Origin of the sequence: Paenibacillus sp. GCM10027630, from assembly GCF_042676305.1 — a bacterium.
In the GTDB taxonomy this organism is placed as follows: Bacteria; Bacillota; Bacilli; order Paenibacillales; family NBRC-103111; genus Paenibacillus_S.
This window is the reverse complement of the sequence record NZ_JBHTGY010000037.1, coordinates 173,897-187,709: the sequence shown is the minus strand read 5'-3', so window position 1 is coordinate 187,709 and position 13,813 is coordinate 173,897. Positions and strand designations below refer to the sequence as shown.

The following is a 13,813-nucleotide window of genomic DNA, read 5'->3' as shown; positions in this document are numbered from 1 at the left end:
AGGGGGAGACCTATAAATATCAAGTGATTTTTCATAGATTAATAGTAATTACAGGAATAAATTTAGCAGCATGTTGCTTGCCTGATTCTGTGTTGGAGTATTTATAGTTTAGGATGCACGAAAAGTCCGTCAGAGGTCGTTCTCCAGCGGCTTTTTTTGTGTAAAGAAAGTATAAGTTTGAACCGGAGGTTCGCCTTTCTAATATTGCAAGAAAAGCCACCTTCAGGGCACGAATGTATCTTTATCGAGAGGGTTTCGAATAGAAGCTTTTGGGATAAGGAAAGGGTTTGTCCCTAAAGTAGCTTTAGCTGCTAAGGAATAGCTCCTAATTAGATGTTGTTTAAGTGATGGCGCAAAAACAGAATTCAAAGCTTGCATTCACTCTAGAGGAGACTAGGATTTTTGGACGGCCGCTGAAAGAAAGGAATAGATGGAAATCCTCACGATAATCCGGCCTGGATATCGTTTGAGAACAATATAACTGGAAAAACTAACTCTAAATATGGAGATATGTAAGACAGAAAGGCCCATACTTAAACAAACTTCAGACGAACATTGGATAGCTTGTCACATTTATTAAGGGGAGGGACATTATGACAATTATAGTTAGACGACTGCTGTTATCCATTCCGGTTGTCATATTGGTTACCGTCATGGTCTTCTCATTGCTTCATTTAATACCTGGAGATCCAGCAACGGTTATTCTCGGCGATGAAGCGACCCCGGAAGTAAAAGGCCGCTTTGCGGGAACAACTGGGCTTAAATAAACCGATTGTAGTTCAGTATCTCAATTGGTTGGGAGGAGTGCTTCAAGGAGACCTCGGACGCTCCCTCGTTGACCGTACTCCGGTATCGGAGTTGATCTTACAGTGGTTGCCTGCGACATTTGAATTGACGATTGGCACCTTTCTTGTTGCTGTTCTGATTGCTATTCCCGCAGGGATTATGTCTGCCTCGCGTCCTGGGAGCTGGATGGATTATATAAGCACCACACTGGCATTGGGAGGGATGTCTGTCCCTCACTTCTGGCTTGGCATGATGTTTATCGTTTTCTTTGCGGTACATTTGGGCTGGTTGCCGGCGTCCGGCTACGTTCCTTTCTTCGAAAATCCGGTTTCAAACCTGATGGCGATGATCATGCCTATGGTTGCGACGGGCTTACGCGAATCGGCCATTCTAACGAGGATGATGCGAAGCAGTTTGCTGGAAGTGATGAATGCGGATTACATTCGTACAGCTCATTCCAAAGGGCTGAGCGAATTGTCTGTCATTTTTCTCCATGCAATGAAGAATGCGCTCGTTCCGGTTGTCACCATGAGTGGTTTGATGGTCGCATGACTATTAGGAGGGCTTGTTATTACCGAATCCATTTTTTCTATTCCTGGTTTCGGAAGATTAATTGTCGAGTCGATTTTCAAACGAGATTTTGTTACCGTTCAAGGAGCGATACTTGTATCGGCTCTGATGGTCGTCTTAGTCTATCTATTGGTTGATATTTTATATGTGATCATTGATCCTCGCATAAAAACTGCAAAGGGGGGAGAATAGATGAGCCAAGCTATCCAACCAACCCCGAAGATCGAATTATCACAAGCATTTCCCAAAAGTAAATCGGAAAGTCGATGGCGAATATTCTTCCGCCAATTTGCCCGCAACAAACTTGCTTTAGTTGGCGCTTTTATTATTGGAATGCTGCTGTTGACAGCTATATTTGCTCCGATCATTGCTACACACGACCCCATATATGGTCAAGATTACTCTTCGGTTCTAGCCGAGCCTGGCAATGGTCACATTCTTGGAACAGACGACCTGGGGCGGGATTCATTTTCACGACTTGTTTACGGTGCTCGGTTGTCCATTCAGGCGGCGATAATTTCTGTCTTCATTGCTACGGTAATCGGTGTTCCGGTTGGACTGATGACGGGGTACTTTCGCGGTTTTTGGGATGAATGGATAGTCATGCGGATTGTCGATGCAATCGAAGCTTTTCCCTCGCTTATCCTCGCTTTGGCTATGTCGGCAGCACTCGGCGGTGGCTTTTACAACGCGATGATTACGATCGGATTCGGTTTCCTGCCTGCTTTTGTTCGCATCACTCGCGCCCAGGTTATGTCGATAGCCGATCTGGAATACGTCCAGGCAGCCAAAGCAACGGGGGCCAGTCATTGGCGCATCATGTTTTTACATGTTCTTCCAAACTCACTTCCTCCTATTCTTGTACAGATTTCATTGGCCATGGCATCGGCTATCATTGCAGAAGCAGGCCTTTCATACTTGGGCTTAGGGGCGAAGCCGGAAGATCCAAGCTGGGGCTCGATGTTGAATATTGCCCAAGGGTATTTGAACACGGAACCGATGCTTGCATACTGGCCGGGAATCGCCATTTTCCTTGTCGTACTTGGCTTTAATCTGCTTGGGGACGGAATACGAGAAGTGCTTGATCCTAAGTTAAAAAGGTAAGTATATAACTAAAATATAGTATATGGGAGAATACAGATATGTCCTTCGATCCATTATATCATCCATATTCATCACAGCGGATGTCCGCTTACTCCAACAATGGGATGGTGTGCACCTCCCAACCTCTTGCCGCTCAAGCCGGACTGGCAATTCTTCGCAAGGGAGGCAATGCTATTGATGCCGCCATTGCAACTGCAGCCGCGTTGACCGTTGTTGAGCCAACCTCCAACGGAATCGGCGGAGATGCCTTTGCGCTTGTCTGGACACAAGGCAAGCTGCATGGGCTAAACTCAAGCGGTCCAGCACCACAAAGCATATCAATAGATGGATTAAAAAAAGCAGGGATAGAGGAAATTCCTAAATATGGTTTTATTCCAGTTACGGTTCCCGGCACGCCGGCAGCGTGGGCGGAACTGTCTGAAAAGTTTGGAAAGCTCTCATTAACGGAAGTGCTTCAGCCAGCTATTGAATATGCGGAAAACGGCTTTCCACTAACGCCAATCCTCGGATTCAGTTGGGATCGAACGTTTCGCAATTTCTCCAATAATCTGAAAGGTGAGCCACATAAGGCTTGGTTTGATACATTTGCCCCCTTGGGGAGAGCACCCGAAATTGGAGAAGTCTGGCGTTCACCGGATCATGCGCGATCGTTGCAGGCTATTGCCGAGACGAAAGCAGAAGCCTTTTATCGTGGGGAATTGGCGGAGAAGATTGATCAATTTTCCAGACAATACGGTGGTTATCTGAGGAAAGAGGATTTAGCTGCGTTCAAGCCGGAATGGGTGAATCCGATCAGCATCAATTACCGCGGATACGATGTATGGGAGATTCCACCGAACGGTCACGGCTTGGTGGCTCTAATGGCATTGAATATCCTGAAGGGCTTTGAGTTTACCGAGCGGGATACGGTTGATACTCTCCACAAGCAGATTGAAGCGATGAAGCTTGCCTATTCGGACGGACAGAAGTACATTGCAGATCCCGGCAAGATGTCGGTGAAGGTAGAAGATTTGCTGTCCGAATCCTATGCGGCTGAGCGACGTGCTCTAATCGGAAAAACGGCGCTGCTGCCCAAGCCAGCACAACCATCAAGCGGCGGCACGGTCTACCTTTGTACAGCAGACGGTGAAGGAAACATGGTATCATTCATTCAAAGCAATTACATGGGCTTCGGCTCGGGACTGGTCGTACCTGGAACGGGTATTGCCCTCCATAACCGAGGCCATAACTTCTCTTTTGATCCTGCACACGACAACTGTCTCGCACCAGGCAAGAAACCATACCATACGATCATTCCCGGTTTTCTCACAAAGGAGAACAAACCCGTAGGACCGTTCGGCGTGATGGGTGGCTTTATGCAGCCTCAAGGCCATGTACAAGTAGTGATGAATACGGTGGACTTCCACTTGAACCCGCAGGCTGCGCTTGATGCACCAAGATGGCTTTGGAAACATGAAAAAGCGGTTGAAATCGAGCATACGGCTTCTGCCCATATTGTCGAGTCGTTGGCCCGTATGGGGCATGACATCAAATGGGCTACTGGAAATGTAGGATTCGGGCGCGGGCAAATTATATGGAGACAAGACAATGGAGTCCTTGTAGGAGGAACGGAGCCCCGTACAGACGGACACGTGGCGATATTTTAAGGGATTACGGAAGGAGGAGTTTAGTGAAACTCTGATTCCAGAGGCAAAGATGTTCTACAGCAAAGAACCGTCCAATGGTTGAACTGTACCCCAATGTTACACACAACTAACAATTAGAGGTGCAATTCAGGTTGGACGGTTCTTCTTGCGTTTTTCTTGTTTAAAGCACATCGTGGCGTTGAGCTAGTATGGCTATTTTTTGCTTCGCATCCGTTCTTCTCTCTCCCACTTTCGCAAATGAGGATAAGGATCGAAAGACCAATCGGTTAAACCATTGTCGCGGTAAAGCCCATAATGGAGATGTGGCGGGAATTTCCCTGAAGTTCCCGGCTTGCCGTATCCTGAGCTGCCGACCCAACCGATGACTTGACCTGGTTTGACAATGTCTCCTTCTTTGACCTCTTTATTAAACCCCGATAGATGAGCAAAGTAGTGATATACATTATTTAAATCGCGAATGCCAATTCTCCAACCCCCGTAAGGATTCCAGCCCATAACCTCAATGATGCCATAGGTAGCGCTTCGAACCGGTACTCCATGTCGAGCAAATATATCGGTGCCCTCGTGGATACGGAAGCCTCCCCAGCCGCGGCTTGCACCCCATGTGCTGCGGAAAGTATAATCAGAGCGCAGAGGTGTTACAAATGTATGCTCATGCAAATCCAATGTATCGAATGCTGAGTAAACAGAAGCAAATTGCTCAATTCTTTCAACGCTTCGAGTGTTTTGATAATATTCCCACAGACCGATTCGAAGGTCTTCTTGGGCAGTGCCGTGCTTTAAAAGAAACATCGACATCGAATAAAGGACATCAAGACCGTTTTTTCGATCAGCGATACCGTCTCCGGAGCCGTCTCTGCCAATCCCTTCGAATAGCTTAATGCTCATTTCATTGGTATCCTCATGGTCAGGATTCATCATGCCGCACCATTTAAGCTCTGTGAAGTGAATACCAATATAGTCATCCGTACCCGAACGTTTCCGGGCTATATTAATTGTTCGTTCGTATTGATCGACTGCGGCGAGATAGTACCAGGGCATACCTGTTAATGCGCTGACTTTATCAAAAATATCCTTACGCTCTGCAAATATGGTTTTCATGGTTTTGCTGGGTGTACCTTCTTTGGGTGTCTTGCCAGCAGGGGCGGCATGCACCGGTAACACGGTTCCGAGTAGGATGCTTCCGCATAACGATAGAGTGAGGATTGAACGCTTCCATTGTGCTGCCATGCTCAGTTAACCTCCATAGTTGGCCATCATAGCTGGGGTGCCCATGCCTTTTTTTTAGAGTTTTCCATACGCTGCTTATTGCAACCTTCTCGATGCAGAAAAGCTGACTTTTGGAACTCTCATACATGGTAATAGCATGTGAAATACGATCTATTTTTATCCAAAGGATAGCTCAAAAAAAGGGTACATATCCAGCACATTATTTTTTTGTTATGATGCGTACAGGATAGCTTATAGGATGTTAGATTTTTTACTTTTTTACTGGAAGGTTACTAAGGAGGGATAATATATGGGATTTCAACATAGGGAAGAGCACGTCGACGATGGGATGCTGCTGTTACAGGCTAATATTGATGATATGAATCCGGAATTATGCTCTTATGTTAGTGATTGCTTATTTGAAGCGGGTGCCAATGACGTATATTGGATTCCGATTATTATGAAAAAAGGCCGTCCTGGCGTCATGCTAAACGTGCTAATAGATGAGAGCGGGCTTGAGCGGATGGAAGAAGTCATTTTTCGTGAAACTACCACGATCGGTCTTCGCTATTTGCACGCCTCCTGCCATCGGCTCGCTCGTGAGTTCGAGCAGGTCGAGACCCCATGGGGCGGAATCAATGTGAAAATCGGCTACCATAAAGGGCGATTGGTGCAGTTTGCACCGGAATTTAAAGAATGTGAGCAGGCAGCTAAGCAATATGGGGTTGCGCTTAAGCAAGTTTACGAAGAGGTCAGAAGGCTGTTCCTGAACGGAAAGAAAAGATAGTAATCAATAAAAGCACGGGGTTCGACCGACAGGCATGCAACGCCGCAACGAGCGCTTGGGATTCACACACGTTGGCTCTACGGTGCCTTATTAAATGCCATAGAACAAGGGGATGTCCGCTGGTTGAACTGCTAAAGCTACCAGGGGATGGCCCTTGTGTATGTTGCTTAAGGTGATGGTGGCGCGAGAACAGCTGTTCAAAGGTTGCTTTCATTAAGAGGAGACTGGGGTTTTCCGGCGGCTTATCGATGGATGTAATACTAAGGTTTGCTCAATGGGCCAAAGAAGGAGAAGTTGGTAGGAAGAAATTCTGAATGGAAGGGAATAGATGGAAATTCTCACGTTAATCCAGCCAGGAAATCCTCTGAAATCATTTTAATTGGAAAAACTCCGTCTAATTTAGGTGATAATGGTGATGATAGCCAAAATATGTAGAATTAACATGAGAAATTCCAGTTATATGGCTAGAAACGCTAGTTTTCGGAGTAATTAACATGATATTTTCCTGATATTGGTGGTGTGGGGTTCACTCATCTGGTCGCGCATGCCGTATGAGTGGTAAAGTGGTTAGGGGCTGTCCCAAAATGACTTTTGGCACAGCCCCCTTAGTGTATAAGCCTCCAGCTAACTATTGCTTAATTCCAGGAGGAATATGGTTGCTGTGGTCATGAACATGATGTTCATGAGTGTGCGGCTTATGTACGTGCTCATTATGCGGATGATCATGTTCATGGTGGTGTTGGTGGTCGTGATCGTGCTCATGCTCATGATCATCGTGATCATGACTGTGGCTGTGATGGTGCTTATGGTCATCATGTTCATGGCCGTGATCGTGAGTATGACCATGGCTGTGGGCATGATCGTGATCGTGTTTATGTCCATGGTCATGAGAATGGCTGCCGTGATCGTGAGTATGTCCATGGTCATGACTATGGCTGTGATCATGGTCATGGCTATGGCTATGGCTATGATCAGCCCCATTGCTATGACTGTGAGAATGGCTATGTCCATGATGATGATGATGTTCATGCTCGGAATGGTGAGTGTGTGAATGGGTTGTTTCAATATGCTGAACCTGGAACTTATGAGCATATGGATCCGCCTTACCGATTACAACACGCAGTACATTCGGCTGATTAGGCAGGTCACGGGTCCCGGCGCCATAGCCGATGGTTTCTACGATCATAGGCGGATAGCCTTTGGCAAACTCATCAACAACTCCTGCAATGATTCCTGCACCCGTAGGAGTAGTCATTTCTAAAGAATAATTGCTTGGCGCAATCGGAAGTCCACGCATCATTTCCAGAGTTGCCGGGGCAGGCACGGGATAAATACCGTGGTCGCAGCGAACCGTTCCGGAGCCCAGTACAACAGGGGAAGAGAAGATTTTCTCTACCTCCAACGAGTCTAATGCAAGTGCTACACCAATTACATCAACAATGGAATCAATGGCTCCGACCTCGTGAAAATGAACGGTTTCCACAGGGACGTCATGTATTTTTGCTTCGGCAATCGCGATTTTTTCGAAAATAGCAAGACTGAGCTTGATAACACGATCATTAAATCCAGAATCATGGATAATTTTTACAATTTCTGAATAATGTCTATGATGAGCAGGAGGCGTGTTAGGATCCAGCAGAACATCCATTTTTAAGGCAGATATTCCTTTTTTGTTGACCCGTTTCCACTCCAGGGAGAAGGGCTCGATCTTAATTTTACGCAGCTCTTCCTCGATATAATTTCGATCTGCTCCAGCATCTGCAAGCGCGGCCAGCGTCATATCCCCGCTAATGCCGGAAAAACAGTCCAAGTAAGCTATTTTCATCGATTAGTTCCTCTCTACCATGGTTTTATGTATTAATGCAGCGTTATATCCGGCACCAAAACCATTGTCGATATTTACTACGGAGACACCTGGTGCGCAGGAATTTAGCATTGCCAGAAGAGCTGCCACACCATGAAAGCTTGCCCCGTAACCAACGCTGGTTGGAACAGCTATAACCGGCTTGGACACAAGTCCGCCGAGCACACTGGTTAACGCGCCCTCCATACCTGCAGCCACGACTATTGCTGTCGCACCGCGAATGAGCTCGAGCCTGCGAAATAGCCGATGAATGCCGGCCACGCCTACATCGTAAACCCGCTCCACACGGCAGCCCAAGTATTCTGCTGTTATTGCGGCTTCTTCTGCAACAGGAAGGTCGGAAGTTCCCGCGCAAACAACGGCGATATAAGTATCGCTTTTCGATGTACGCGCTTCCTCTTTTTGATACCAAACCAGAACTCGCGCTGCTTCATTATATGTAATGCCAGCGATCTGCTGTTGGATCAAAACGGCTTTTTCGGCGCTTACCCGTGTTGCCAGAACCTTCTGGGAATGCTCCATCAGTTTAAGAAAGATAGAAGTAATTTGCTCTGCGGTTTTACTTTCTCCATAAATAACTTCTGGAAAGCCGGTTCTGCGCTCCCGGTCGATATCCAATTGAGCAAAGCCGAGATCTTCGATACGAAAGCCTTCTTCGTTATTCTTATTCATTAGCTGGTCTATGTGCTTCTGAGCCTCGGAAATATCCAGGTCCCCAGCGCGAACAAGCTTCAGGATAGCTTCTAAATTAATCATATAAGGCTTATTCCTCCGAAATGGTGTTCTTATTAGATACCATTAAATTTCATAACCTTTTCTAGTTTATCATAAATCAAAAGGAAAGTGGATTGTTATGGCATTGGTTGATATAATAGCTTCAAGAGTATGGACAAAGAAGCAGAAAGCAGGTACAAAAAGATGTCTACTCCAGTAGAGCGTAAGCCCGAGTGGCTAAAAATTAAGCTGACAACAGGTGAAAATTACAAGGAATTAAAAAATATGATGCGCGATAAAACGCTGCATACGGTTTGTGAAGAAGCGAAATGCCCCAATATTCATGAATGCTGGGCTAATCGAACCGCTACTTTTATGATACTGGGCGATATTTGCACCCGTGCTTGCCGGTTTTGTGCGGTTACCTCCGGACTTCCGACTGAGCTGGATCTACAAGAGCCTGAGCGCGTTGCAGAAGCAGCGGAACAGATGGGTCTTAAGCATGTAGTTGTAACTTCTGTAGCCCGAGACGATTTGGCGGATGGAGGGGCCTCGATATTTGCAGCGACTGTATTGGCTATTCGAAAAAGAATGCCGCTCTGCAGTGTCGAAGTGCTGATTCCGGACTTTTTGGGTAAAGAGTCATCACTCAGGACGGTATTGGAAGCAAAGCCGGATATTTTGAACCACAATGTGGAAACCGTTGAGCGTATGTCTGATAAGGTACGTTCCAAGGCAAAATACCGCAGATCACTGGAGCTTCTTGCTCGTTCCAAACAAATAGCGCCAGGGATTCCTACGAAATCCAGCATCATGCTCGGGGTAGGAGAGGAATGGGCGGAGATTATACAAACGATGGATGATTTGCGCGAAATCAATTGCGATATCATGACAATCGGCCAATATTTGCAGCCTACTACTAAACATCTGAAGGTCGAAAAGTTCTATACACCGGATCAATTCGCTGAGCTTAAAGCTGAGGGGATGAAGCGCGGCTTCAATCATGTTGAATCGGGTCCACTGGTGCGCAGCTCTTACCACGCACATGAGCAAGTGAAATCCGCCCAGCAGGCATAAGTTAATACATTAGCTATTTAGCAAACCCTTAAGAGAAACGGACGCAATCAAGTCCCATTCAGGGGACTTGATTTGATTCATACTCAGGGAAGGCCCGCTTACAGAGAATTTCAACAATTACGAAGTGGCTTTGCTGCTGCAAAGTCCAGACGATGCTTACGACGCCGGTTTTGCTTACGCAAAACCCTTAGGAGGGATAACAGAGTGATCCACATTGCCAATAAAACATACGAAGTGGTAGTTGACCATAAAAACGGCTGGAAGCCAGATGCATTCAAAGAGCGTTACAGCGAGGTGTTGGAGCGGTATGATTACATCGTAGGGGATTGGGGCTATAATCAGCTTCGATTGCGTGGTTTTTTTAAGGAAATCCATCCAAAAGCAACGAAGGAATCTTCTATCGCTACGTTGCAAGATTACTTGAACGAGTATTGCAATTTTGGCTGCGCGTATTTTATTATTGAACGGATCGCATCTAAGCATCAGTCCGGCGATCAGCAAAATATGGCAACGGAAGACAACCAGAATGAGCTGGACGAGCAGGAGCAATCCGAACTTGAACAGCAGTTTCAGCAGGAGCTGAAACAGGAGTACAAGCAAGAGCAGTCCCAATCGCATCAGCAGAGGCCTCAACGCCATCAACAGCGGCATCAGGAGCAGCAGAATAATCGTCAGCAGCGCCCGCATCGCAAGCCGCATCACAACTCGCCGAAGCAGCAATCCGGCAACAACACGAAATAAGATAGCAGCCATTATTAAGAGCATATCCCAAAACTTATACGCTTACATAGGTATAAGTTTTTTTGTTGTGCCCTGATTTTTTTTATAGGAATAATACTTGACATAATTTGGCTTCCAACCTTATACTCCTAATAATGATAATCATTATCACAAAATCGCTGCGTTACTGGTAAACAATATAAATAAAAGGGGTATGGCTATGTTTTATAAAAAGAGCACGTTTATTTCTTTATGTATGATCCTGATATTTTCCATCGTAATTAGTGCATGCAGCTCCAGCAATAATGCAGCGCTGGAACCGGCCGCAGCCAAGAAGACCGAAGCAACGCCTGCAGTTGCACCAGCCGCGGCTCCAGCAGAGAAGAAAACGATCACGCATGCTTTGGGGCAAACAGTAGTCCCGGATAAGGTCGAACGCGTTGTGGCTTTGACCCCTCATTTTGCCGACCATTTATTGGCATTGGGAATTCGTCCGGTAGGCTCTGTTGTGCGTGAAGCAGGGGATTTTGAGCCCTATACAGCGGCCTTGTTGAAGGGGACCGAGTCAGTAGGCCAATCCGCAGCGCCCAATCTTGAAAAAGTGCTTCAGCTGAAGCCCGATCTGATCTTCGGTGAAGAAAAGAACCATTCCAAGCCTTACGAGGCGCTGTCCAAAATGGCTCCAACCCTCGTGTACTCCACCAAGGACATGGAAGGCGATTGGACAAAAGTATTTCTAAGCGTTGGAGATGCAGTAGGCAAAGGTTCATTAGCCAAAGAGAAACTGCAGGAGTTTGACACGAAAACCAAAGGCTTGAAGGAAAAGCTGGCTGCCAAGATGGGGAATGAAACAGTTGTTTTCTTTAAGGTTACAGATAAGGATACCCGCGTAATGGGGAGCAAGAGCCCTCTTGGTAAAATTGCTTATGAGCAATTAGGATTAAAATATCCGGCTGGTTTGCCAGAGGAAGACGGAGAAATTAAGCTAGCCCTTGAGAAGCTACCTGAGATCAACCCGGATCATATCTTCCTGTTGGATACAAATGTACCTGACTATGAGGCCAAAATGAAAGAAGCAATCGCAACGCCGCTCTGGAAAAATTTGAAGGCTGTAAAAAATCAGCACATGTACATGAAACCGATAAGGGGAACGAAAACAGGGTTCGGTTTAATCATGTACAACGTATTTGTTGATGAGATTAAAAAGGAGCTGCTTGGCCCATGAGTTCGGACTCAAGCCTCAGCATAAACGAAAACTCGAGGCAAGCCGCCATTAACGAAGCTAAGAAAAGAAGGCTGAGCCCTTCTTTTCTTATTTTGCTGTTAAGCGCAGGAATCGCAGCCGGTATCCTGCTGTTTGTGACTACAGGTGCTGCTGATATTAGCCTTCACACCGTTATTGAAGCCATGCTGCATTACGATGAATCACAAGTTCAGCATTATACGGTTCTCGCGGTTCGGCTCCCCAGGGCATTGACTGCAATAATTGTTGGTGCCTGCTTTGCCATATCCGGTGCAATCATGCAGGGAATGACCCGCAATCCTCTTGCAAGCCCAAGTCTTCTGGGGGTTTCCTCAGGCGCGCGGTTTGGAATTGTGCTTGCATTTGCTTTTTTTCCACATCTCTCTTACCAGCAAATGATTGTCGTTTCCTTCCTGGGAGCGGCTCTTGGAACGATAACGGTTTATGGAGTTGGAGTCCTCGCGTCCTATAAGGCTTCACAGCATTATTCACACGTAAAGCTCGCATTGGCGGGGGCGGCTGTAAGTGCGCTGCTGGCCTCATTATCGGAAGGGATCCAAATTTATTTTGGCATCGCACAAGAGGTTATGTACTGGTATGCAGCTGGAATAGCCGGAGTGAAGTGGATAGATATTTTTTCAATTATCCCATGGGCAATAGGAGGGTTCCTGCTGGCACTTCTGATTTCCAAAAATATTAATCTTCTTGGCTTAGGAGACGAGGTTGCGGCAGGCTTAGGCCAGCGGGTGAAACGTGTAAAGCTGCTGGGGGCGATTACGGTGTTCGCACTTACAGGCGCTGCGGTTGCTGTAGCGGGACCTATAGGCTTCATTGGTCTCATAATTCCACATCTTACCCGTTTTCTGATCGGTGTGGATTACCGTTGGGTCATTCCTTGCTCAGGATTATTCGGGGGCTGGCTATTATTGACGGCGGATACAGTCGCTCGGTTGGTTAATCCTCCTCAGGAGACGCCTGTTGGCATAATAACGGCCCTGCTCGGGGTGCCCTTTTTTCTGTATTTGGCACGAAAGGATGGCAAGGCAAACCTATGATGACGGAAAATTGGCTTAAGCGGAAATATAAAATGTCCATTCCGAGTAAATTTGCACTGCTGGCGATATGTTTCGTTGCTGTTGTGCTGATAAGCCTTAACTCAGGTTTGATCAGGCTTACCCCTATAGAAGTGATTCAAACTCTTTTCGGTTACGAGAGCGGACCATCCTCCATTGTGCTGTTTGACATCAGGCTGCCAAGGATAACTATAGCCATACTCGTTGGAATGGGGTTCGCAGTAACAGGTGCAATAATGCAAGGAGTATCGCAGAACAGCTTGGCTGATCCGGGTATACTTGGCATTAATGCTGGAGCGGGGCTAGCCGTTGTCGTATATATCGCCTTTTTCTATGGGAAGATCCAGTTCGCACCTGTCTATATGCTGCCTATAGTAGCCTTTGTTGGGGCGGCAGCAGCGGCGCTGCTAGTTTTTGCATTAGCCTATAAGGACGGCAAGCTGCTGCCGGTTCGTTTGCTTCTGGTTGGTATAGCTGCCGGAGCAGGCATTAGCGCGGGAATGTTGTTTTTGACTTATCGGATGAATGCATATAATTATGACTTTGTGAAAATATGGCTATCCGGCAGCATTTGGGGGACCAACTGGAAGTATGTGTTAGCTGTGTTGATCTGGATAGCCGTCTTACTTCCAGTGGCTGTATATAAATCCCATCGGATTAATCTGTTGTTTATGGGGGAGGAAATTGCCCAAGGCGTAGGAGTTAGCGTTCAGCGGGAAAGAATAGTTCTAATGGCCATAGCTGTTGGTCTGGCAGGCTCCTGTGTAGCGGTTGCCGGAAGCATCGGCTTTGTCGGGCTCATTGCTCCCCATTTGGCGATTCAATTACTTGGACGCGATTACAAGGTGATGCTGCCAGCATCGGCCATCATTGGCGCTGTGCTTGTCCTTTTATCCGATACGATTGGGAGAGTTATTGCCCAGCCCGTTGAAATTCCGGTTGGCATTGTGACGGCCGGTATCGGAGCGCCGTACTTTCTATATCTGCTTACCCGCAGATAAGAGAAGCTAGCCTACGGCT

11 protein-coding genes and 1 pseudogene are annotated in these 13,813 nt (G+C 46.7%); 9 read left to right on the top strand and 3 right to left on the bottom strand.

Features of this window, described 5'->3' with window-relative positions; all coding sequences use genetic code 11:
• Positions 1–593: 593 nt before the first annotated feature.
• The 3 genes and pseudogenes from ACFQ0C_RS19920 (at position 594) to ACFQ0C_RS19910 (ending at position 4,106) form a co-directional block, all read left to right on the top strand.
• A pseudogene (locus ACFQ0C_RS19920) lies at positions 594–1,548 on the top strand (ABC transporter permease).
• Positions 1,549–2,460, top strand: a complete 912-nt coding sequence (locus tag ACFQ0C_RS19915; RefSeq protein WP_379368798.1) for an ABC transporter permease — start codon at positions 1,549–1,551, stop codon at positions 2,458–2,460. It begins immediately after the preceding pseudogene.
• Between the two features lie 38 nt (positions 2,461–2,498).
• Positions 2,499–4,106 carry a gamma-glutamyltransferase family protein gene (locus tag ACFQ0C_RS19910; protein WP_379368796.1) on the top strand — a complete coding sequence of 536 codons (1,608 nt, stop codon included), beginning with the start codon at positions 2,499–2,501 and terminating at the stop codon, positions 4,104–4,106.
• 192 nt (positions 4,107–4,298) lie between these two features.
• On the opposite strand, the gene ACFQ0C_RS19905 is transcribed toward ACFQ0C_RS19910, so the two are convergent.
• A complete protein-coding gene (locus tag ACFQ0C_RS19905) occupies positions 4,299–5,336 on the bottom strand; it encodes a M23 family metallopeptidase (RefSeq protein WP_379368794.1) in 1,038 nt (345 codons plus the stop codon).
• Positions 5,337–5,625: 289 nt separating this feature from the next.
• On the opposite strand from ACFQ0C_RS19905, the gene larC2 reads away from it, so the two are divergent.
• Positions 5,626–6,102 (top strand): nickel pincer cofactor biosynthesis protein LarC2, encoded by a 477-nt coding sequence (gene larC2, locus ACFQ0C_RS19900; RefSeq protein ID WP_379368792.1) that lies wholly within the window; start codon positions 5,626–5,628, stop codon positions 6,100–6,102.
• A gap of 628 nt (positions 6,103–6,730) precedes the next feature.
• Here the strand turns inward: larC2 and larC are convergent.
• Together larC and larB are read right to left on the bottom strand one after the other, a co-directional pair.
• The gene (gene larC / locus ACFQ0C_RS19895) at positions 6,731–7,927 is read right to left on the bottom strand and encodes a nickel pincer cofactor biosynthesis protein LarC (protein WP_379368790.1); all 1,197 of its coding nucleotides are present in this window, start codon (positions 7,925–7,927) and stop codon (positions 6,731–6,733) included.
• Between the two features lie 3 nt (positions 7,928–7,930).
• Positions 7,931–8,722 (bottom strand): nickel pincer cofactor biosynthesis protein LarB, encoded by a 792-nt coding sequence (gene larB / locus ACFQ0C_RS19890; protein WP_379368788.1) that lies wholly within the window; start codon positions 8,720–8,722, stop codon positions 7,931–7,933.
• A gap of 129 nt (positions 8,723–8,851) precedes the next feature.
• Between larB and lipA the strand changes: the two genes are divergently transcribed.
• The 5 genes from lipA (at position 8,852) to ACFQ0C_RS19865 (ending at position 13,794) form a co-directional block, all read left to right on the top strand.
• Positions 8,852–9,757, top strand: a complete 906-nt coding sequence (gene lipA, locus ACFQ0C_RS19885; protein ID WP_258214450.1) for a lipoyl synthase — start codon at positions 8,852–8,854, stop codon at positions 9,755–9,757.
• Positions 9,758–9,961: 204 nt separating this feature from the next.
• The gene (locus ACFQ0C_RS19880) at positions 9,962–10,498 is read left to right on the top strand and encodes a YutD family protein (RefSeq protein ID WP_379368785.1); all 537 of its coding nucleotides are present in this window, start codon (positions 9,962–9,964) and stop codon (positions 10,496–10,498) included.
• 199 nt (positions 10,499–10,697) lie between these two features.
• Positions 10,698–11,702, top strand: a complete 1,005-nt coding sequence (locus ACFQ0C_RS19875) for an ABC transporter substrate-binding protein (protein ID WP_379368783.1) — start codon at positions 10,698–10,700, stop codon at positions 11,700–11,702.
• A complete protein-coding gene (locus ACFQ0C_RS19870; RefSeq protein WP_379368781.1) occupies positions 11,699–12,775 on the top strand; it encodes a FecCD family ABC transporter permease in 1,077 nt (358 codons plus the stop codon). Before ACFQ0C_RS19875 ends, ACFQ0C_RS19870 begins: the two co-directional genes overlap by 4 nt.
• On the top strand, positions 12,772–13,794 hold the full coding sequence (locus ACFQ0C_RS19865) for a FecCD family ABC transporter permease (RefSeq protein ID WP_445324359.1): 1,023 nt from the start codon (positions 12,772–12,774) through the stop codon (positions 13,792–13,794). The genes ACFQ0C_RS19870 and ACFQ0C_RS19865 overlap by 4 nt, the downstream gene beginning before the upstream one ends.
• Positions 13,795–13,813 lie beyond the last annotated feature (19 nt).

Excerpts from the sequence above, each read along its gene's own strand:
- ACFQ0C_RS19915 (WP_379368798.1), top strand. The coding sequence starts at position 1,549 with ATGAGCCAAGCTATCCAACCAACCCCGAAGATCGAATTATCACAAGCA.
- ACFQ0C_RS19910 (WP_379368796.1), top strand. The coding sequence starts at position 2,499 with ATGTCCTTCGATCCATTATATCATCCATATTCATCACAGCGGATGTCC.
- ACFQ0C_RS19905 (WP_379368794.1), bottom strand. The coding sequence starts at position 5,336 with ATGGCAGCACAATGGAAGCGTTCAATCCTCACTCTATCGTTATGCGGA.
- larC2 (WP_379368792.1), top strand. The coding sequence starts at position 5,626 with ATGGGATTTCAACATAGGGAAGAGCACGTCGACGATGGGATGCTGCTG.
- larC (WP_379368790.1), bottom strand. The coding sequence starts at position 7,927 with ATGAAAATAGCTTACTTGGACTGTTTTTCCGGCATTAGCGGGGATATG.
- larB (WP_379368788.1), bottom strand. The coding sequence starts at position 8,722 with ATGATTAATTTAGAAGCTATCCTGAAGCTTGTTCGCGCTGGGGACCTG.
- lipA (WP_258214450.1), top strand. The coding sequence starts at position 8,852 with ATGGACAAAGAAGCAGAAAGCAGGTACAAAAAGATGTCTACTCCAGTA.
- ACFQ0C_RS19875 (WP_379368783.1), top strand. The coding sequence starts at position 10,698 with ATGTTTTATAAAAAGAGCACGTTTATTTCTTTATGTATGATCCTGATA.
- ACFQ0C_RS19870 (WP_379368781.1), top strand. The coding sequence starts at position 11,699 with ATGAGTTCGGACTCAAGCCTCAGCATAAACGAAAACTCGAGGCAAGCC.
- ACFQ0C_RS19865 (WP_445324359.1), top strand. The coding sequence starts at position 12,772 with ATGATGACGGAAAATTGGCTTAAGCGGAAATATAAAATGTCCATTCCG.